Annotated in this window: 15 protein-coding genes; 9 read left to right on the top strand and 6 right to left on the bottom strand. The window is 56.2% G+C overall.

Annotated elements, in window-relative coordinates:
* Positions 1 to 2 precede the first annotated feature (2 nt).
* Together SH467x_RS10560 and SH467x_RS10555 are read right to left on the bottom strand one after the other, a co-directional pair.
* Positions 3 to 851, bottom strand: coding sequence for a hypothetical protein (locus SH467x_RS10560; protein WP_482371234.1), 849 nt, complete (start codon positions 849 to 851; stop codon positions 3 to 5).
* Entirely contained in the window at positions 848 to 4,150 is a 3,303-nt protein-coding gene (locus SH467x_RS10555) for a hypothetical protein (protein ID WP_482371233.1), read from the bottom strand. Before SH467x_RS10555 ends, SH467x_RS10560 begins: the two co-directional genes overlap by 4 nt.
* A 280-nt stretch (positions 4,151 to 4,430) precedes the next feature.
* Here SH467x_RS10555 and SH467x_RS10550 point away from each other — a divergent pair, with 280 nt between their 5' ends.
* Together SH467x_RS10550 and SH467x_RS10545 are read left to right on the top strand one after the other, a co-directional pair.
* Positions 4,431 to 5,537, top strand: coding sequence for a hypothetical protein (locus tag SH467x_RS10550; RefSeq protein WP_482371232.1), 1,107 nt, complete (start codon positions 4,431 to 4,433; stop codon positions 5,535 to 5,537).
* A gap of 12 nt (positions 5,538 to 5,549) precedes the next feature.
* Positions 5,550 to 5,939 (top strand): hypothetical protein, encoded by a 390-nt coding sequence (locus SH467x_RS10545; protein WP_482371231.1) that lies wholly within the window; start codon positions 5,550 to 5,552, stop codon positions 5,937 to 5,939.
* Here the strand turns inward: SH467x_RS10545 and SH467x_RS10540 are convergent.
* Positions 5,936 to 7,573, bottom strand: coding sequence for a c-type cytochrome (locus SH467x_RS10540; RefSeq protein WP_482371230.1), 1,638 nt, complete (start codon positions 7,571 to 7,573; stop codon positions 5,936 to 5,938). The genes SH467x_RS10545 and SH467x_RS10540 overlap by 4 nt on opposite strands.
* 357 nt (positions 7,574 to 7,930) lie before the next feature.
* Between SH467x_RS10540 and SH467x_RS10535 the strand changes: the two genes are divergently transcribed.
* The 3 genes from SH467x_RS10535 to SH467x_RS10525 all read left to right on the top strand — a co-directional run bounded on the left by SH467x_RS10535 (position 7,931) and on the right by SH467x_RS10525 (position 11,400).
* Entirely contained in the window at positions 7,931 to 9,505 is a 1,575-nt protein-coding gene (locus tag SH467x_RS10535) for an FG-GAP repeat domain-containing protein (protein WP_482371229.1), read from the top strand.
* A 346-nt stretch (positions 9,506 to 9,851) separates the two neighbouring features.
* Entirely contained in the window at positions 9,852 to 10,553 is a 702-nt protein-coding gene (locus SH467x_RS10530; RefSeq protein WP_482371228.1) for a phosphoribosylanthranilate isomerase, read from the top strand.
* A gap of 385 nt (positions 10,554 to 10,938) precedes the next feature.
* Positions 10,939 to 11,400 (top strand): hypothetical protein, encoded by a 462-nt coding sequence (locus tag SH467x_RS10525; protein WP_482371227.1) that lies wholly within the window; start codon positions 10,939 to 10,941, stop codon positions 11,398 to 11,400.
* A gap of 16 nt (positions 11,401 to 11,416) precedes the next feature.
* Here SH467x_RS10525 and pgl read toward each other — a convergent pair whose 3' ends face one another.
* Genes pgl through SH467x_RS10510 form a run of 3 tightly spaced genes read right to left on the bottom strand, consistent with a single transcriptional unit; the run spans position 11,417 to position 14,332 of the window.
* Positions 11,417 to 12,175: a 6-phosphogluconolactonase gene (gene pgl / locus SH467x_RS10520; RefSeq protein ID WP_482371226.1), complete on the bottom strand. Its 759-nt coding sequence runs from the start codon at positions 12,173 to 12,175 to the stop codon at positions 11,417 to 11,419.
* The gene (locus SH467x_RS10515; RefSeq protein WP_482371225.1) at positions 12,153 to 12,881 is read right to left on the bottom strand and encodes a DUF2293 domain-containing protein; all 729 of its coding nucleotides are present in this window, start codon (positions 12,879 to 12,881) and stop codon (positions 12,153 to 12,155) included. Before SH467x_RS10515 ends, pgl begins: the two co-directional genes overlap by 23 nt.
* 53 nt (positions 12,882 to 12,934) lie before the next feature.
* Positions 12,935 to 14,332: an enolase C-terminal domain-like protein gene (locus SH467x_RS10510; RefSeq protein ID WP_482371224.1), complete on the bottom strand. Its 1,398-nt coding sequence runs from the start codon at positions 14,330 to 14,332 to the stop codon at positions 12,935 to 12,937.
* Between the two features lie 214 nt (positions 14,333 to 14,546).
* Between SH467x_RS10510 and SH467x_RS10505 the strand changes: the two genes are divergently transcribed.
* The 4 genes from SH467x_RS10505 to SH467x_RS10490 all read left to right on the top strand — a co-directional run bounded on the left by SH467x_RS10505 (position 14,547) and on the right by SH467x_RS10490 (position 21,450).
* Positions 14,547 to 15,386 carry a glycosyltransferase gene (locus SH467x_RS10505; RefSeq protein ID WP_482371223.1) on the top strand — a complete coding sequence of 280 codons (840 nt, stop codon included), beginning with the start codon at positions 14,547 to 14,549 and terminating at the stop codon, positions 15,384 to 15,386.
* A gap of 228 nt (positions 15,387 to 15,614) precedes the next feature.
* Positions 15,615 to 16,550, top strand: coding sequence for an AAA family ATPase (locus SH467x_RS10500; protein ID WP_482371222.1), 936 nt, complete (start codon positions 15,615 to 15,617; stop codon positions 16,548 to 16,550).
* Between the two features lie 17 nt (positions 16,551 to 16,567).
* On the top strand, positions 16,568 to 17,968 hold the full coding sequence (locus SH467x_RS10495) for a DUF58 domain-containing protein (RefSeq protein ID WP_482371221.1): 1,401 nt from the start codon (positions 16,568 to 16,570) through the stop codon (positions 17,966 to 17,968).
* A complete protein-coding gene (locus tag SH467x_RS10490) occupies positions 17,956 to 21,450 on the top strand; it encodes an ABC transporter permease (protein WP_482371220.1) in 3,495 nt (1,164 codons plus the stop codon). The genes SH467x_RS10495 and SH467x_RS10490 overlap by 13 nt, the downstream gene beginning before the upstream one ends.
* Positions 21,451 to 21,463: the final 13 nt, after the last annotated feature.

Below are 21,463 nucleotides of genomic sequence, written 5' to 3'. Positions count from 1 at the left end.
CTCTATTTGGATGGTTCGGAGGGAACAGGTGGTGTCGTCGAAACGAGGCGTGGATCGCTCGTGACACTTCCCAGGCGAAGAGGTTCTTCCAGAGGGTGTACCGTATACTCGAGCGAGTAGTTCGCTGACCGTGGAAGGGGAGTACGGATGGCTAGCGCGTTGCGTTGCGATTCCGTCAGGATCGTATCCAACCACGAGCGATTCAACTCTGGTAACAACGCCTCGTTGTCGTACACTCCTTCGATGGACCGAAACCATCGATCTTTCCACTTCTCCTCCAATACCTTGCGGACCAGCTCTTGCTGACCGCTGGAAAGCTTCAATTTGTCATGAAGCCACACGAGCATCTGTTCGATCAATGCCTCGCGACGCGAGGCCACGCGATTACTCAACTCCACTTCGTACTTTGCCAATTGTTCGGGAGTCAATGTTTTGGCCACCCAGTCCTGCATAGAGCGTTCGACAATTCCGTCGAAATCAATGGTCCCGTGCACATGGGACTGCAATCGTTTCGCGACCTCGCGAGACGATTTGGTTCTCCACTCTTGTTCGACGATCGATAACAATGCGATGGACTGCGACTCCGTTGGTGCGCAGGTGTGAGCGATGATTCGCAACTCGTTTTGAACCAGTCCCCGCACCTGTGCCAGCGCCGTATTGCGATCGATTTTGTTTGGGATGTTTTCATTTCCCGCCCCAAGGATGATGCCATCTGCACGGACCCGGACTTCTTGCGCCTCGACGCTGGAGTCCACACGGAAGGGCACTACGCCCCACGCGCTACATAAAACCAGGTTGACGCCCAGGGTCGCACTGCTCCGAAGCCAGCGTGCAAGTCGCGGTGTGATCATCGCGAGGGCCCCTTGCTTTCCAGGCGTTGGAAATACTCGTCCAATCCGTTTCGAAACTCTTCGGGCAGACCGGTTCCCGTGGTTCCCGTTTCCTGCGTGACGGTTCGTTCTTGCCGCTGTTCGTTGGGATTGACGCCGGGTCCTAGGAGCGCGATCGCCGCCTCATCGGTGGTTCCCCCACCTCCGCCTCCCGGGTCGGTTCCTCCCCCCCCTCCCGATTTTTGGGGGCTGGAACGCCTGGCTTGCAGAAGCAGTTCGATGGCTTCGGTTTCCGCCGCGATCGCTTCTCGTCCGGTATTGGGTTGGCTCAGTATGGCGGCCGCTTCCTGCATCACAGCGTCGACCTGAGTGAGGAGCCCTAACTCTCGTTCGAACTCAGCCTGCGCGTCGGGAAGCTCCGAGATTTTTTGTCTTGTCAAAGCAACCCTGTCTCGAAGTTGGATTTGCGATTGTGTCAATTCGTTTGCGGTCGCGCGATAAGCGTCCGGAGTCGCAGCCTCCTTAGACTGTTCCGCGACGCGTGTTCTATCTCGCAAATTCATCTCTTGCTCTAGGACTTGCATGACCTCGAGTACAAGCGACGGGGGAAGCGATTTCTTCCCTTTTTTGCCCCCTTGCCCCTCCCCCTTCGCGGCGGATTCGACGATATCCTCTGCCCATCGATCGAGGGCATCAGACCAGTACTCCGCTTCCGCGATAGCCAGTCCTTGCTGGACCGTCATACGTTGAGAAAGACGTTGCAGGTTACCGAGCAAGTCTTCTGATTTCATTTCGAGCACGACGTCCGCCATCCGGGGTGAAGGCCGTCGCTCCTGAAATCCCTGCATGTCATCGACGATCGTCGCTACATACTCGGACGCTTGCAACTCTCGTTGGCTGAGCCCTTCCAGCCGCATTCTTTGCTCGGATGTCAATCGGGCTGCGGTCGATCCAAAGGCTTCCGAAAGCTCGCGATTGGTTCCCTCGGCAATCTCAAGCTGCTCTCGCGACGCGGCCTTGAGACGCTTGACCAGCGTGCTTCCCTCCAAATTCCCCATGACGTTATTCAACGCATCCGCAACCTTCTCAAATTCCGCGAGCAACGCCTCCTGCTCCTCCACCGCTTGCTCCACCGGCGTCGATTCCTCTCCCTCCTCGCCAGGTTGAGCCTCCCCCTGAGATCCCATCAGGGTCGTCGAAGGAAGCCGTAGCGCTGCTGGGCTGCTCCCAGAAGACTTGCCCCCCTTTTCGCCCTCGGCACCCGGCGGTTGCTGCGACGACTCTTGATCATTCACTTTCGGTGCACTGGATTGTTTTTCACCATCCGTATCCGATTCACCTGAGGCATCTCCACCTTGTGTTTTGCCCACTTGATTCGCGGTTGGGTTGTCGGATGCCGCATCCTTCGATTCCTTTGCGCCGGTTGTGTTTGCTCGAGCGCTTTGTTTGAGCAAATCCGCAACGGAGGGCATACGATTCGAAGCGATATCTTTGAGAACTTGCTGCATTTGCGCCCAAGTCTCCAGTTGATTGGGGTCGATCTCCGCGTTGCGAGCCGCTTGCCGAAGAAGCTCGTCCCCTTTCGCGGTGAGATTGTTCAATCGTCGCCCGTTGGACTGCTCGGCAGATGCCTGTTCCTCCAGTCGTTTACGCGTCGATTCTTTTCCAAGCTCCGATGCCGGCAGATCTCGCAACTGGCGATTGATCGCAAGCAACTGCAGCTCGCGGTCGCGCACCTCCAACGATTCCCGCTGCCATCGGTTGACTTGATCGAGGATCCAGATCGCGTGATCGTTGGGGGTGAGAACATAAAAAACATAGGGAGAGGAGTAAGCTCGCTCTCGTTCTGGATGGTAGTCTTCGGCAAATAATCGGACTTCGATGGCTTTGGCAGGAATATGCATCGCAATCGCTTGAAAGACCGCCATGGCATCTAACGAAGACTGAGTTGGCCCTCCCTTAGCGAGCATCACTTCACCCGAGGCGTCCGATGTTGCAGAAGGGGGATTCTCCGGTGCGACGAGTTGTTCCTCGATCGCCTTCCAGACCAATCCGACGCGTTTGATACCAAAATCATCCATCGCGCGGACTTGAAACTGAATTTGCTCGGAATCCAGAACCACTTTGGACTTGGGCAATCCATCTCCGAACACAAAAGGTGGTTCGTCCTCGGCCGATTGGATCAAAAGAGGAAAAGCAGAGCGACTTTCCAGTCCATCCATGTCGCGCCAACGGAGTTCCAGTTTGGCTGTTTCCGAGACCAGATAATCGGGAAGTGTGAACGCTCCCTCGCGGATTGGGAGGGGCTGCGAGTTGGCTTCTGCGAAGGAGAGGGGTTTGTTGGTTTTGGAAAGCAATTGGATCGTAGAGCCGCGAACAGCGGAGATGACACCTCCCCGAATATCCTTCTCGATCGTCGAGTCAATTTCCAAATAGGACGGGAGACGAATGTTCGCGACTAAACTTTGAAGCTCGGGTCGTGGAGCTGGCTCGACATCGATGGACGGGGAAGCATCGCCAATGGCGACTTGTATCGACGTCGGCGACAGCTGCGCGGGAACAGAGAACGAATAGAGTCCTTCGTCGAGCCCCGCCAAAAACGGGTCTTGACCTTGAAGGCGAATACGCCCTTCCTGGGGAGTCCAACGCGACTCCGATGCGAGTCTAAGTTGGAGTGGAAACTCTTCTCCGATAGGAACCACCAGGCGTGAGGGGACCTTGTCCAGACTCGTGAAGGTGTAGCGATCGATGTGAGCCAGCGGAAGTGCGAATCGCAGCGCAGCGTTCCAGGCCGCAGCCGGCACAGTCGCTAACGCGATGGCACCCAACAGGACAGCAACTACCGCCAAGCCACCCAACAACCGATGCTTCGACGGAGGGAGCTCCACGAGCAAGTCTCGCTTCGAAACCGATTGTGCAACTTGATGGAGCGCTGCCTGACACAACACCGGTGAACGATTTTGTTCTTGATGATTTTTGGCAAGCTCCAAAACACCCAACAACGAATCGCCGAGAGCCGGTTGCCGTCGCTTGAGCAATCGCGCGACCGATTCCCAAGTCGACAAGTGAACGATCCAGCGATACCAAGCCCAAGGGAGCGCAGCGAACCCGCTAAACGCGATCAACCAAAATGCGATGCGTAGTGTGAACGGAGTGTCTAAGAAGCGATCTAGCAAAAACACAGTCAAGTAAGAGGCCACCACGATCAAACTGGCGGCTGCAACCGACTCCCCAAGCTTGATGCGCCGGACAGTTTGGCGATACTCGCTCATCTGCTTCAGCAGGGAGACGGGCATTTCGATCACTCGCTTACTGTCCATCCATCAACCATTTGCAATCAACAGGGATCGAACCGGCGAGTCTGGGAGGAGGATCGCCGAAGGCCACTCGATGCGGACCTTTTCGTGGGAAGGGGCCGGGTTGCAATTTACCCCGGCGAGGCAGCTCCCTAGTATAGACGTAGCCGACCGCATTTTTGAGAAGATCTTGGCCCAATTTTTGCAACGAACGGAAGGCTGATCGGTTTCAGGGCAGTATAGTAGGAACGGGGCGGACGACCGCAGATCGCCAGGATCGGTATTTCCAGGAAGCAGGTGTCGAATGAGATTGTCCATTTCGAACGCGTTTGCCATGCTCCTCGTTTTCGCGGGAGGGGCACAAGTTGGATGGACATCCGATAGCGCCCTTCGCAAAGCTTCCAGCTGGAACTGGCCGAACAATGCCCAAGTTCTGAGCAATCTCGGTCGCTTCTTGGATGCTTCCCCCAGCCAGAAATCCCCCAACGCCATTCCGTCCACCATTCCGTCCACCGGGCCATCCGCTGGGAGTTTGCTCAACGCCGAATTGGAATCGGTTCGCGGAATCGCCTTGCTCGAAGGGATTGTCCGGGCAGCTGCCGAGCGAGATCCCTCGATCCAAGCGTTGCTCGCCAAGCTGGACGGTGCCGTTTCCGCCGAGACCTTGCCCGACATCGAAAAAGCACTCAGCTCGGTCCTAGCAAACGGTGGTATTCCCGATTGGCTCAAAGCGGATGTACAGCTTTTGGTCTGCCGGAGCTACGTTCAGAATGCGTTGTACGACGAGGCCATCGCGAAGCTCGAAATGCTCCCTCTGGACGCCGTGAGCGACCCATCGACACTCCTGTTCCACTTGGCCGTCTGCCAGCACCATCTACTCCAACGGGATGCATGCGTTGAAACACTTGGCAAACTCCTGGAACGCGAAATCGACTTGCCCACTCGCTACGCCATCACGGCTCGATTGATGGAAGCGGACATCAAACCGCTCAAGGAAGACTCGCTCGACGAAATCTCCCGCTTGATGAACGACGTCGAACGCCGGCTGGCACACGGTCGAACTGGCAAACTGGTTCGAGATAAGCAGCAAGCGATCATCGATAAGCTGGAAAAGAGTATCGATCAAATCGAACAACAGATGAAGCAGCAGCAACAACAGCAGCAACAACAACAAAAGCAAAAGCAGCAGCAACAAAACGATTCCTCCAAACCGATGGATCAATCGGAGATCGCCGAGGTCAAAGGACCGGGCGAGGTGGATGCGAAAGATGTCGGCAATAGTTCGGGCTGGGGCAACCTCCCCCCTGCGCAACGACAAGAGGCTTTGCAGAACATGACCAAGGACTTGCCGAGCCATTACCGTGACGTCATCGAGGCATACTTCAAACGTCTCGCGACGAACCCGAAATAACCGCCGCTAACTATGCTTGGTTTTCAACACTGGTATGTCTACCCGACGGAGGGGAATCGCTTCTCTGTCACCTTCGAACAATTTGCCGAATCGGTCTCGAACTGGCCCGGTATGTTTTTCGAAATGGATGGCTCGTTTGTCTGGTCCATTTCGTTAGAACGAAATCCAGGTCGGGCGCAGATCGATGGGATGGTGTACGATCGCGACGACCGCATCGAATACTTGGACCTCAAAGGGAACGCTAGGCCCGAAGATTGGCTCGCGCTCTTTGGTGTGTTGGTAGGTCCTCAGATTGTTTCCGACCCCAGCGAGCAGCTGCGGATCTTTGACAATGCCAAGCAAGAGTTTGTGAGCTGGAAGGTAGCGTCGACATCGTCTAGCGTACCTCCTCTACCGCTTTAACGTTGTACGCCAACGTCCGACCGCGAAGGGTAGCGGCGAGAGTGGTTAGTGCCGGAGTTAGATGCGGCTCTAGCGAGCGTGACCACGTAGTCAATCAACGCGCGAATCTCTTCGTCCGAGAGCCCACCTTCCACATTGGGATGGGGGGTTCCAGGCATCCCAAGAAAGATACGCCGATACAATTCGGCGGGATCAACCCCCCGGCGCATCGGTTCGTTCTGAAAGCGACGTGCAGTGATCGTCCTGCCCAAGGAGTCGTTGAACTGCGTCGAAGCAACAGGCCCTGAGTCATGCCCGGCGTGGCAACTGTGGCAGCCAACCTTTCGAAAAAGATCCGCACCAGCGGCAACCGAAGCTTGGTCCACTTCCTCCGAATCGTTCGATAATGTTGCGATCGATGGTTCCGATAGCCACTTGGGGATCGGGAGTGTTTCGACATCGCGCCAACGGGCTTCCACCCATGCGTTCGCGTCCATTTCGCTCTCGGAGGTGGACGCATCCGCTTGCAATCTTCGTTTGGAAGCGGCCTCCAATCCCATCCGCTGCAATCGTCGAACTTCTCTTACCAACGCATCGATCTCATCCGAACGAAGCTGAGGAAATCCGGGCATCGACACACCTTGCAACCCCTCGGCAATCGTCTTCCTCAAATCCTCGTCGGTGGCCAACGAGCGCACTCCCGAAACGTATCGCATCGGCTCTCGGAGGAAGTTGCGAGCTGGGGGTTCCAGAAACCGTGAGGCGGTTCCCTTGCCATCTCCCTGGATTCCATGGCATGCGGCGCAATGCGTTCGATAGAGACGACGATCGATCGGTTCGGAATCCGGGCTGCTCACGGAGGGCGATTGTGTTTCCATGAACCTGGACTCCGTGAAAGGCTTTTGTAAATCCTCGACTGCGTGCAACATCGTCGCAATCGCTGTTTCGTTGGGGGCAATCATCCGCATGGTTTGCAAGTCTGCGATACGACGGATTCTCGCGACACGATCGAGCTGAAGATTCTGGATGGCAGCCCCGCCGCTTCGCTCCCCCGTGAAGGACAGGATCAAGTTCGCGAGTTGGACATCGTCGGTAGGGTCCAGGGCTTGCGAGCCCTCCCCGCGAAGCACGCTCTGAAACAACGTATCGATAGCAGGTTGGTATGCAGATACCGCGAGCAGGCTATCACGGCGCATCGCCTCCTTTGCCCGACTCCAATCGCCAGCTTCGGCGAACAAACCGGCTTGCTCCAGTGCAGGGAGTTGTTCAATCTCTTCGGGGCTCAGAGACTGGATAACCTCGGAGCTGCGACCGACAGCGCGCATGGTCCTCGCATACTGCAAGAGCCACTCCTTATTTCCTGGACTCTCCCTCCGTGCTCGGCCCCACACGGAAACTTGCTCGTCCAGCGTCGCGTTCGATAGATCGGGAGGAGCCCAAGCCGTTTCAGAAGTCCGCACCGTTTCAGATGTCGATTCCGATGCAGCCGGTACTGTTGCAGCCGATACCGATGCCGAAGACGCTGGGGCAGACTCAGGTGCGGTCTCCGTCGGAGTCCGTGTACACCCTAAAACCGCGAACGCAATCGTGGAGACGGCAAGGCATCGGCCGATAGACCATTCCGCTACAGTTACCCAACACTGATCACTCGACATCCCTATGCCATCCCCCGTGCGCGTACAGATCCCCAGAACTGCCCCATGCCCACATGGAATTCGCCCCCATGCCCTCGTGGAATTCGCACAGTATAGCTGATGCGGATAGCTCATACGGACAGATCATCCTCCTTCGGCTTTTGCCCTGAAAGGACTTCAACCGGTAGCCGCAGCTGCGAGTACTTGGCATACTGTGAGAATGCGACACGAAGATGCGGCATATCGGGAAAGCGACCCGAGCGCCGAGTCGATTTCGGAGGCAAGTGTGCAGGGCGCTGTGTTCGATTTGCATCTGAGTGAACGCAAGCACATACCTCGCAACGCACGCTGAGCCATTCCCCTCTCGAGAACCGCTCGATGAACTTCACTACCACATTGGATTCTGGGTTGTGTCGTGCCATTGCCATTATCCTGGTGGTGTTAGGCCTAGTCTCTGCGGGTCAATCGCCGGCAGCGTGTCTGCATGCTTCCGAGTTCCCAGTGGACGATAGGGGATCGGGAGCGGATGCGGCCATCGCCCGGATCGAGCGATTTTGCAGCGATTGCCATGCACTTCCCCATCCACAGAGTTTCGAACGGGACGTATGGCACGCGGAAGTCCGAAAGGGCTTCGAGTTTTACGCTCGATCGGGGCGAACCGATTTGGAGGTTCCAGCGATCGAAGAGGTGGTTCGCTATTACCGAGAGCGTGCGCCGGAATCTCTCAACCTCGAGCAATCGTTTCAGCTTGAACCGAGATGGATCGATCGATTCGACATCGACAAATTGGACTGGAAGGATGAATCGTATATTCCCCCGGGGATCGCATCCATTCGATGGTTCGAGTCGTGGGACGGGGAGGGTCCGGGAACAACCGGTGGTAGGCTGCTCGTTACCGATTGCCGAGATGGTAGCATCAATTTGATTTCCCCCTCGCCTGGCCGATCGGAGCGGACTCTGCTGTTTCGGACGCAGAACCCAGCGCGAATCGGAGTGGGGGATTTGAATCAAGATGGAAAGAAAGACATCCTCGTCACCGACCTCGGCAGCCTTTACCCGTATGACCATGGGCTGGGCAAAGTGGCGACGTTGCTGCGAGATTCCGCGACGGATCGATTCAAACCGGCGTTGATTGCGGGGAATATCGGCCGAGTCGCGGATGTGGCTTTGGGAGATCTCGGTGGAGACAGCATGCCCGATCTAGTCGTCGCCGAGTTTGGTCATCGCGACACCGGCTCCCTCTTTTGGTTCAAGAACGTCTCGCCACAATCGAGAGGTATGCAATACGAGAAGATCGTTTTGGACCCGCGTCCCGGGGCGGTTCGCGTCGAATTGCATGACTGGGATGGGGATGGAAATTTGGATATCACCGCATTGATGACACAAGAAAGTGAAGCGGTGGAAATCTATCGCCGGCAAGGTGACCAGTTCTTGCGCACGACGGCTTGGACTGCGAACGATTTGGCGTTTGGCTTGGTCGCCATGGAACTGATCGATCTGGATCAAGACGGAGACATGGACATCTTGCTTTGCAATGGCGATGCGTTTGACAACAACTATGCCAACGGCTCGCACGGCGTTCGGTGGCTAGAGAATTTGGGATCGCTTCGGTTTGCGCATCGCAAGATCGGGACTCTATTGGGAGCTTATGCTGCGAAAGGTGGAGATATCGATCAAGACGGAGATATCGATATTGTCGCCGTTGCTAATTTGCCCTCGTCGGTCAAACCGGAGCGGCTAAGAAGTAGCGTCCATCCGGCTGTTGTCTTTTATGAGAACGATGGGAAGGAGCAGTTCACACCCCGCGTTTTGAGTTTGGATCCTCCTCGTCATGCAACGATCGAACTCGCCGATTTCAATTCCGACGGACGCCTCGATCTCGCGATCGGATCCTTACTCTTCGCACCAAACGAAGTCGCTCCAAGGCTCACACTTTGGTGGCAGAAACCTTAGAACCGTTGCATTTTCCCAACGAGTTTAAGGATTAGCGAAGCGAGACAGGCGAGAAGAAAATCTTTCAAGCATGGTGGAGAATGAGTCGATGAGAATCGCTCGCATGCACGCGAAAGGTCCGCTACCGTTGCGGACTTCCATGTCTAAGGATGGGCGGTTCCTCACTTTTTGAGCAGCTTCGATGCTGCGTGGAAAGGTCCGACCCTATGTCTGTCGAAATCCTGAATACCGTGATGGCATCTCTCTTCTTCGGAGTATGGTTACTTGTCGGCCATATCCTGTCGGTAGATCATTTTTAGTCCCCAATTCCGGTTCTAACGAGCCGCCCCAGAATCATTCAAGTTTCATGACCCGGACGAACATCGACTTTCCCAGGCTTAAGTTCTGCGGGTTCACCCACCCCGAGGACTTGGAGGATGCCCTGCGCTCGCACATCGATGCCATCGGATTGAACTTCTATCCCAAGAGTCCTCGCTGTTTGTCGACTGCTCAAGCGACGGATCTTGCGCGGCGAGCCAAGGGCAAAGCGCTCCGGGTGGGAGTATTCGTGGACGAGTCGCCCGAGGCCATTGGACGGCTTGTGGCGGACGACGTGATCGATGTCGTGCAGTTACATGGGGACGAGGACCTGGAGTATCTTCATCGGTTCCGGTCCCAGAGCGAGCTCGCTTCGATTCCTATCCTTCGGGCCGTTTCTTGGCGAGGGACTGAGTACCCTCAGGATGCGGAAAGGTGCCGCGAATGGGCTTCGCAGGCTGGAATCCTAGGCTTTCTGGTCGATGCCCACGATCCGATCCAAAGAGGGGGGACCGGGAAACGGGCCCGCTGGGATCTGCTCACCCCCCGTCCCGAGGCGTTTCTGGGGCTGCCTTTCCTGTTGGCGGGAGGGATCACTTCGGAGAACGCGGAAGAAGCGATTCGCCTCGTGCATCCCGACGGTCTCGATTTGGCGTCGGGAATCGAGTCCTCACCCGGTCGCAAGGACCCGTCGAAGATGACCGCCGTGATTTCCGCGGCCCGGAAGGCATGGGGCGAAAGCCCCGTCTAACCCCTTACCAACCGGTGGACCGACGTGCGCAATATCCGAGCACCCCTGCTTCGCTTCACCCAGACCTTCTAGCGACACTTTAAGCACCCTTAAAAGATTAATTCTACCGCATTACCGGACAGAGGGAGGGTGGTTGGTGAGTTTGGATGGGGTTCCGGGTGCTATTTTTCCGCGCAGCGTCGCCCGACCTGATCCCTTCGCCGCAGATCAAGAAAACAAAAAAGATCCACCTTCAACGGGAATTAAAATCCCCTTGAGTCATGTTCTCGTGCGCATTGATGCGTGTAGGAGATTCTGCCTGCGAGTGGCAGGAGTCGGTGGCACACGAATCGCATTGGATTCTTAGCAGTTTGCGACTGCGACCCGTTCGATTGAGGAGAACATAGTGGAGACCATCAGTATCCGTACCGCCGAGCTGGAGTACCCGGGCTTGCAAGCCGAGGTGAAGGGTTGGTACGAGCAGGGAGCAATGATACTTGGAGAGTATGTCGGTCGGCTTCGCGCCTTTTGGTTTCGATCGGCAACAGCATGCTGGCTTTATGCGAGCGTGATTGCGTCGGTGGCCATTTACGACATTTTTCTCACCATCAAGTACGCAAGTTCACTTCCGCAAATGGAAGTCAACCCGGTCGGACGCTGGTTGATGAATCTAAAAGATGCACCGATGTACTACTTGGACCAGCCCCCCGACGTGCTACCGTTTTTGATCTTGAAGGGGTTGGGAACTTGTGTGGTTGTTGCGACGATCCACGCATTGGTCCGATGGAAGGGGGACATGGGGCATGCCGTGGGATTCGGTGTTAGTGTGTTTCAAGTCGGGTTGGCTGGCTACTTAACATTCCGCTAGAGCGTTGCGGCTCATCCTACGATTGGTCTGGATTCGCCGCGGAGTCGAGGAACCAGAGCATACGCCCATGCTTCGGTTCAACGAGTTGTGCAGGGTATTCACTCGGGTAGCGAGGGCCATGAAGAACGACTTCGAGGGCGGGTCGTTTGGAGATGCCACAAACCAGGAAAGCGACGTTCCTCGCCGAATTGATCATCGGGGCAGTGAGGGTTAGTCGATACGCCGCGAATTTGGGGACGTAATTGGCGACAAACAGTCGGCTCGTCTCTTCGAGCGCGTCGGTTTCGGGAAAAAGGGATGCGGTATGCGCATCGTCGCCGAGGCCGAGCAAGACGATATCGATCGGCGGGAAATCGTTTGCGTATTCCCCTTTCGGATCGATCGCCCGGCGGATCTGCAGTTCGTATTCTGCGGCGGCTCGGTCGGGAGAATTGACGGAGATTTGCACGGGGAATGCGTGGGGGAGTTGTTCGCTGTTGCGAGGGTCGATCCGATCGAGCCAAGCTTCGCGCACCATCTTGTAGTTGCTATCGACGTGATCGTGTGGGACGTTGCGTTCATCCCCCCAAATCAATGTCACCTTCGACCAATCCAATTCTTTCAGCGACGATTCGGCCAACAGTTGATAGAGACGCTTCGGGGTGGAGCCACCGGACAAGGCGATACTGCAATAGCCCCGGGTCGCGATGGATTCTTGAATCGTTTCGATCAACCAATCCTTGGCAGCAAGCGCGACATCCTCCGCGTTCGTTTTAACAATCGTTTGGTGGTACATTGGACCTGTTGTGGTTGTGTGCGGGGGGCTGTTGGAGGGCTGATTGTAAAGGACAGCTCTTGGCTGGGACAGATTCCCCCCTGCGGTACGATTCTAGCAATTGCCGGGACCGTTGGGCGAGCATGCGTCGGACTTCGCGACGCTCGCCACGCACGCGGGGAATTTTCATGTTGTCGTAAGCGGTCGTTTGGTGGCGCATCCAAGCGATGACGGCTGCTTCGGCGCGTTCTTCGATGGGGATTCGTTCGGTTCTGGCGACGGTTCCGCTCCCGACAGGGGTCGCGTGGTCGGAGACCGCCTTGGCCAAATTCTTGGCCGTTTCCAGGTGACTGGGATGGAAATCGAGAAAGCGAAAAACGGTGGATTCAAAGCTTTCCACGTAGGCTTCTTGCTTGCGTTCGCGCCGAGCTTGATCGGATTGCTTCCGCTTGGCGTAAGCCTCCGTAGCTCGCTCCTTCTCTAGTTCCGCGCGTTTAGCGGCGATGACGCTCGCAGCGGCCCAGACCCCTTGTGAGAAGATCTTCCGGCCTTTTTTGACTTGAACGGTCCACGTATCGGTAGCCGCTTTGACACGTCGAGTCAGCCCGGCGTCCCCTGGGGGGAGCAATTCCCATCCTGTTGGGATTTTCCTAACAGCCCCATCCGGGGCAATGACCGTATCGGGAGTTTTCCCGGGTGCAACAATACAAGAACGTATGGAATCCACGCTTTTCAAGCTCTTTGAGATTGCGTCAACACAAGAATGCGAGGCTCGCTCCCTTAGCCTTGCGCGAGCGACGCATACTTTTTAGAAAGCAAATTGCGAGGCCAAGCGAAACCGAGTCCCACGCCTCCCAATAGTTCCGTCGGCACAACTCCCCCTAAAACTTTGAACATGGGGCGGTAAAGCGACTCCCAATCTTTGTTTCCTGCCGGGCAATATTGTCGCCCATTCCCTTCGACGGCGGTCAAGCCCGCGATGCGGGAGGCCAACGAGGCGGATGTCAGGAACGAAGCCCCTACGCAGGTGAGGTCTTGCACATAGCACTTCATGCCGTAGTTCTTGGCGGCAGCAGCGAAAAGGAGCGAGTCGCTCAGCCCCTTACACGCCTTGATCGCGATTCCCGAATAGCCTTGTTGTTTGGCGAACATGAAGGCGTCCAGATCGGTGAGGGACTCATCGATCACAACCGGCTTGAGTCGGCTGACGCGGTGCATGGTGACTTCTTTGCGGGCGCGGAGATCCCGCCCCATCGGCTGCTCGATGTAGTGAAGCTTTCCAATCGCTTCGCGTGCTAACCGATCAATTCGCTCCAAGAAATCGATGACGTAATCTTCGTTCTCACATGCTTCGTTGAAGTCCATCGAGTAGGACCAAATGCGGGTGGGAGCAACTCGCATCGCGATCCTCTCGATTTCGACCAACCGTCCCACATCGGCATCGAGGTCTTGGCCCGTCAGTTTGATCTTCAAGTGCGAAAGGTGCTGGGTGCGGATCCATTCCTCTAATGTTTCGGGGAGTCCATCCCCAATCGGCTTGTTCAGGTCCGCAGTCGATAGCGGGTCCAACGAACCGACCAAGTGATACAGAGCGAGCGTCGAAGTCGGCTTGCTCAAGATCGCGTCTTGGAAGTGTTTGCCGACGAAGTCCTCTCCCAACCAGGGAGACAAGTCCCCTCCGATGTGATCGGGGGTCAAGCAGTCGAAGGCGTTGGCGTTGTTCAAGCGACCATAGGCATCGTGCAGGGCGATATCGGCGGTGGAAGCGGCCAATGCGATTGCCAAGTCGGGAATCGGTTCGGTGAGCTTCATCGCTTCCGCGAGTTCCGCAGCCTTGGCCTTCGCGATGGTTTTGATCTGCGTCCAAAAGTGGAGTGGGTGGGAGGCAGGTTCCAGTTCCGGAAGAGCCTGAACAATCCGATCCGCCAAGGTGATCACGGTTCGGAGCGCCATCTCTGGCGAGAGCTGTTTGCTCGGCCAAGCCCACGCTGTCCCCATGGTCATTTCGCCCATGCCAACCGCGGTCTTCTTCTTCGCCTTGTCCTCGATCGTGAGGCTGGTGCGGAATACGGTGACGTCCTTGACCACCCGTCCGCCGAACTTCAAGGGAGTTCGGTAGACAAAAGGAAACTTCTCAGATTCTGCATCAACGATGGTCAGCTTGGTCGACTTGGACATGGCAAAAAACAGGAAAGATCGAGGTCTCGGGCCAATGTTCACACTTCGGTAGCATACGGCCCGGAGAGTCCGTTTCGATACCCCTAACCGAGAATTTTCTTTGTGGATTCTGGGTCGATTCGCACGTGAGATGGCTTACCGAGGTTGACGGGGATCTGTGAGTTTTTGAATAATGCCGGGGCTTAGATCGTCGATGCCGAAGTAAAGGAATACCATGGTCACTGTCGTCTGCACCCGCTGGCTCGATGCCTTTCCGGTGTCCTATGTTCGGCTTCTCAAGAACGCGGTCGCGGCGAACTTGCACCAACCCCATCGATTTGTGTGCGTGACCGACAATCTGGGGGGGCTCGATTCGGACATCGAGGGGATTCGAATGCCTGACATGGGGCTCCCTTTGGCGCATCAGAAGTTGGGTTGCTGGCCCAAACTTTCCATCTTTGCCCCTGGCGTATTGCCGCCTGATGAACCTGCCCTCTATCTGGATCTCGATGTGCTCGTTCGATCGAGTCTCGATCCGTTTTTTGAGCAGATCCGTTCCAAACCAGGGCTGCATGTTCTCAGGGAATGGAACCCAACGCTCTGGAATCTTCTCCCCTCGTCCCTTCGCCCCGACCGAGGAGTCCAAGGCTCGATCCTTGGCTTTATGCCCAAGGAACAATCGGGCCTCTACGAGAAGTTCATGGCGGACAAGACCATTCCGTCGCGATACCTGCTCGACCAGGACTTCCTAACCGAGCATGTTCCCGAGCGCACCTATTGGCCGGTTGCCTGGACGGCTAGTTTCAAGTGGCACTGCATGAAGTACTACCCACTCAATCGTTTGTTTCCTCGCATTCGAGAGCCCAAACGGGCAAAGATCGTGGTCTTCCATGGCAAGCCGCGTCCGGTCGATGTCGTCCCGTTGGGAGATTACCGATGGGGAACAAAGAGAAAATTCGGATTTGGCCCGGTCGACTGGGTTCGTGATTACTGGCTCCGCTACGATCCGACTTGGAGCGAGCCTTCGGAACAAAAAGAAATTGACACCGACACTCGAGCGCGCGCAGCGGCCTAGGGAACCAATCTTTTGGGTGAAGCTGCAGTGACGATACTGGCTCCTGCAAAGCCACCCTTCTTGTACAACATCACCTTATACAAACCGGCACTCTGACCAGGTTCTTCGCTTCCTTTACTTTATCACTACAATATCGAGGCACTTTCGAGCGAATCCTCACCGCGATCGCTCCCCCAGTACCGTGTCGACCTTTGCGTTCGCTCGGTTCCTCTTACCCCTCGGTATGGCATGGCTAATGAAATACCTCCGGTTCTGATTCGACTGGAACAAAACATCGAGTCGGTCGTTCTTGGCAAAAAGGAAGTGGTTCGCCGCATTCTGATTGCGTTGCTCGCCGGAGAGCATCTTTTACTGGAAGACGTACCGGGTGTTGGCAAAACGCTCTTGGCGAAATCGATTGCGAAAAGCATCGATGGTAAATTCACTCGCGTGCAATTCACTCCGGACCTTCTTCCCTCCGACATCATCGGCAGCAGCATTTACCACAACGGGGAGTTCAAATTCTCCCCCGGTCCGATTTTTGCCAATGTCGTGTTGGGGGATGAAATCAATCGAGCACCTCCCCGAACGCAGAGCGCCCTCCTCGAAGCGATGAGCGAACATCAGGCGAGCGTCGACGGAAAGACCTACCCGCTCCCCGATCCGTTCCTCGTAATCGCTACCCAGAATCCCTTCGAGTTCGAAGGAACCTATATTCTCCCCGAGAGCCAACTCGATCGCTTCATCATGCGCATCGATGTGGGCTATCCAGGACGCGATGCCGAAAAGAACGTCCTGAAGTCTCACCAAAGTGGTGAGCCTGTCGACACGCTGAAACCGGTCGCATCGATCGATGAAATCAAAACACTTCAACAACAGACTCGAGCGATCACCGTCGAAGATACCGTCATCGATTACTTGCTCGAGATTGTCGAACAGACGCGTCGTAGCAATGAGATCCAGGTCGGCGTCAGCACGCGGGGCACGATCGCTTTCTACCGCGCCGCGCAAGCGCATGCTTTGACCTCTGGTCGCAGGTATGTCGTTCCCGATGACGTCAAATCGTTAGCCATTCCCGTCCTAGCTCACCGTATCATGCCTCGCGGGTTCACAGCGGGTAGCGAACGCTCGACTGCGGAAGCGATCATCGAGCGATGTTTGCGCAATGTCGATGTACCCCTTTGATCAGGCTTGCACATTCCATGATGTTCACGGATAAGAAAGCGGACGATTCGGTTCCTATCTCCGATCCGAACTCTCCCCTTTCTGCGGACCAAGATTCCAAAACAGCGGACGGCACAGCAGCGGGCCCTGAGCGGATGCGGGGTTGGGGCTCGTGGCTTCTATCCCCCTGGCGCGCGTTTCGGTTGGCGCGCCGATTCGCGACTCCGGTTACGACTCGCCTAACCAGAGAAGGCTGGCAGTTCGCCTTCATGGTCTGCTTTATCGTTCTCGGAGCGGTCCTTCGCGATGTGAACTTGCTCGTCTTCTTGGCAGGCACCCTTCTCGCATTGATGCTCGTCCAATGGCGGGTCTGCGCCAAGACGCTTTACGGGCTGCATCCCTTTCGAAGGCTTCCTAAGTCGATTCAGGCTCGCAAGGAATTTGAAGTCGAGATGGAAGTGACCAATCCGAAGCGATGGCTGGGAGCTTGGTTGGTTCAAGTTCAAGAGCGAATCGTCTTCGCGCCGAACTCGGCAACCGCCAAACAAGTTTCACAAACCATTGGGCTCCTGTTCCCTATCCTTCCACCCCACGCACACCGATCGCAAAAGTATCGCTGCACGGTCCAGCGCCGAGGCAACTATCGATTTTTAGAGACAGAGATCTCCACCCGATTCCCACTTGGACTGATGCGGTCGTTTCTCCAAAGCTCGAGCGCCGCATCCTTTATCGCGCAGCCCGCCATCGGTCGACTTCTCCCGGGATGGCTCGAGCTCTTTGAAGGAAAGATCACCGGAGTCCAACAACGTAAATCGCGATCGATTTCGGACGAAGGTGAGTTCTTTGGATTGCGAGCCTACCAGCCTGGCGACAGTCCGCGCTGGATTCACTGGCGTTCCTCGGCTCGACTGGGAGAGTTGATGGTGAAGCAGTTTCAAAGGTCCGATAGTCGCGAATTCATCCTGGTCCTTGATCTCTGTTTTCCCACCAGTTCCTCTCGCATAACACGAGAACAGTTTGAAAGCACCGAAGATCTCGCGGTCGAGTTTGCGGCAAGTGTCGCGAACCAAATCGCCTCGTCCAACAATGCGGTCTTGACCATGGCCATCGCCGACAGCCAACCGACCATCGCGGTTCGCATTCAAACGCGGGCCCAAAACACCGCGTTGCTCGACAGATTAGGAACGGCTCGGGCGGGAGAGAACGATGGACTCCCATTGGCCCTCGAGATGCTCGAAGGAGAATACCGAAGAGTGGAGAATCTGCTCGTCGTTAGCACCCGATCCAAGCACCAAGCGATGGCACCCAGCATTCGCTCGCCAAGCCAAGATCGCAACATCCTCTTCTGGAAGAATCTCATCTGGCTCAACGTCGCGAACGAGGAAATCGCCCCTTACTTCCAACCCTCCAACCCGGGGGATCTCCCATGCTATCGCTGATTCTCAGAACGATCGCACATTTTCGAAATCTCTTGATTCCCGTAGTCGCGGGAGTAGCCGTCGCGGGCGCCGTTATCGTCGGCGCTTTGATCGTCGGCGATAGCGTTCGTGGGTCGCTCCGGCACATTGCGCTCGATCGCATCGGCAAGATCAATCGAATCCTCCTCGCTCCCCGCTGGTTCTCCCCCGCTCTGCTCGACAAGACTCAGGTGCAAGGAAGTGTTCAGGAACTGATCTATTTGCAGCAAGCCACCGCTCAACACGAAGTCCGCAATGACGAGGGCAAAAAGGTTTTCCGGGCGAACGAATTAACCTTGATGGGAGTCGATGCCTCGTTCTGGGAGTTGAGCGAGCACCGGTCTCCGAAACGTCCCAGCGGTGAGCAAGTCGTTCTTAACCAATCTGCTGCCGACACATTGCAGGTTCGCATCGGCGATTTGATCACGCTGCGAGTCGCTGCCAGCGCTTTGGTACCGGCCGAAAGCGCCCTTGGAAAACGAGAACAGGACACTTACGTGATGCCTCGTTGGGAGGTCGTCGATATTTTGCCCGATGAAGGGCTCGCGCGATTTTCCCTTCGCAGCGATCAACGTCCTCCCGTCAACGCATTCGTCGATAAGAAAGCGATCCAACAAGCCATCGAGATCGGCGATCAAGTCAATGCGATGGTCACGGCGATCGCTTCAACCGAGCAAGTTGCCGAACCAATGCCGGTCTCGCTATTGGAACGCTTTCGCCCCGGTCTTGCCGATCTGGGGCTTCAGTTCGATCGCGTCCAAGCATCGAACCCTCGAGATCAATCGCTCGTGATCGATTACGATCACATCACCACCGACCAAATGCTACTGCCTGACACCATTGCCAACGAAATCCTTGGAGGGACAGAGGGCCATTCCCCCAAGCCCATCCTGACTTATCTTGCGAACAACGTCGAGAGAAAGAGCGGCCCAAAGCCTGCAGACTCAGACCGCCCCAGCGTTCCCTACTCCACAATCAGCGCCGTCGACTGGGAATTGATTGCCGAGCTGCTGAAGCAATCCAATCCATCCGCCGAGCCCATCGCCAAGCCCGAAGGAGATGAATGGATTGTTATCAACCAATGGTTGGCCGACGAGCTGAAGTTAGCGGTTGGCGACCGCCTTACCATCGACTATTTCCTACCCGAAACGGTCGAAGGGGAGGAAATTGAAAAGCAGTTTGAAGCGACCGTCGTGGCGATCGCACCCTTGACGGAACCCAAGACACCTTACCTTCGCAATCGCCCCGCTGCGTTCGAGCAAGCTCCGACTCCGTTCAATGATCCGCAATGGACTCCTACGGTTCCGGGTATTACCGACCAGGACTCGATCAGCAAATGGGATACCCCTTTCCCACTCAAGAGGACCATCGATTCCCGCGATGACGATTACTGGAATTCCCATCGGCTGACTCCCAAACTGTTCATGCCGTTTGAGCGAGGCAAGAAGTTGTTCGGCTCTCGATTTGGAACTATCACCAGCATCCGCTTCGATGGCCTCGACGACACATCGAGAGAATCGGTGAAAGCAAAGGTGCAGTCGATTGTTCAAAACAACTTGAGCGTGTTGGGATGGAGGGAGCTACCACTCCGCGAACAACAATTGGCGAGATCCAGCGGCACGACTCCTTTTGATGCCCTCTTTCTATCGCTCAGTTTCTTTTTGATCGCAGCCGCGTTGCTACTCGTCGCTCTGCTGTTTCGGCTCTCCATCGAGCGACGCGCAAATCATTGGGGGTTGTTGGCAGCGACAGGCTGGACAAGATCCTCCATTCGCAAATTGCTATTGGCCGAGGGAGCGATTCTGGCGGCGATGGGAGCGACGGCGGGTATCGGCCTGGGCATGCTGTACGCGTATGCCATGATCACCCTATTGAAGACTTGGTGGGTCGGCGCCATCACCGTCTCCTTCTTGGATTACTACGTCATGCCGACCAGCTTGATCGCAGGATGGGTGGCCAGTTGGGGCACCGCACTGGTGGCCATCTATATCGCGTCGCGCCGAATTGCCAAATCCCCGATCACGCTTCTGCTCCGAGGGAAGTTCGAAGAGCCAGGCATCGCGATTCGAACCTCGAAATGGTCCACCTTCGCCGTCGGCATTTCGCTTCTCGCGGGACTCGCACTTCTCGGGGTCGGAGTCGGGTTGCAGGGGCAAGCCCAGGCGGGTGCGTTTGTGGGAGCGGGGATGCTCTTCATGATCTGCGGACTCGTTTGGGTCTGGAGTCGGCTGCGACGGCGCCTTCATCGAACCGATAGCATTCCGAATGAGTTCGCGCTCGCGAGCAGCAGCGCCAGTCGCGCGCCGGCGCGAAGCATCCTAGCCATCGCTTTGGTCGCCATCGCATCGTTCCTCATCCTTTCGATGAGTCTTTTTCAAGCGACCCCGACCGAACCCGGCATGGGAGGCTTTGTTTGGATGGGCAAGAGCAGTAGCCCTATTTACACGGAGCTCGGAAATGCCGAGGCCCGTCGCGAAAATCTTGCGGCAGCCGGCGATGCCTGGTCCGATATCGAAATCGTTTCGCTGCGTGTTCGCGGCGGGGATGATGCGAGCTGCAACAATCTCTATCAAGCAAACGAACCGCAAGTCCTGGGGATGAGCCCTCGCATCGTCGATATCGATCGCCAAGAAAACGGCACCTCCCGATTCGCATGGTTCCAAAGCTCCGCGTCGAAAGATCAATCCCCTTGGACCTCCCTCGAACAAACCGGCAATGGAACCAAGGAATCTCCTATACCCGTTGTACTGGATCAAAACACAGCTCTTTGGGCTCTCCATCTAGGTGGATATGTCGGAGAGGTCTTTTCGTTCGAATTCGACGGCGCCCCGATCTTTTTTAAGACTGCTGGCGTATTGCAAAATACGATCCTTCAAGGGAGTTTGATCATTGGGGAAGAGAACTTCAAACGCATGTTCCCGACGATCGCAGGTTACAAATCGTTTTTGGTCGAAGTCCCTCCGAACAAGAGGGGCGAGCTGCCGGCCCTGAAGAGTCTTCTGGAGAACGGATGGGAAGAGCAAGGCCTCGACTTGGTCGAGAGTTCAAAGATCCTGTCACAACTGCTCGCCGTGCAAAATACTTATCTGTCGGCGTTCCAACTCCTCGGAGCGTTGGGATTGTTGCTGGGAACCGTTGGCTTGGGCGTGACGCAGATACGCGGGGCGCTCGAACGGAGAGCGGAGCTCGCCTCGATGCGGGCCTTGGGATTCACCAAACGAAGACTGGTTTGGATCTTAACGCTCGAGAACAGCTGGCAGTTGTTCCGGGGGCTGACCATCGGGGGGGCAGCGGCCGCATTGGCTACCATTCCCGCCCTCTTGGCGGGTCAGCCATTCGGCGGCTTGATCACCCCGCTGCTCATGCTGGGGTTGATTTTGGTTGTCGGCGGTCTGACGAGTTGGTTCGCGGCGTCGTTCGCGATGCGTTGGCCGTTGCTCGCGGCCCTTCGCTCCGAGACGTGAGAAGCGAAGACGT

Origin of the sequence: Brakhagea slesvicensis (genome assembly GCF_052161625.1) — a bacterium.
GTDB lineage: Bacteria > Planctomycetota > Planctomycetia > Pirellulales > Pirellulaceae > JBKCUI01.
This window is presented reverse-complemented; position numbering and strand designations above follow the sequence as displayed.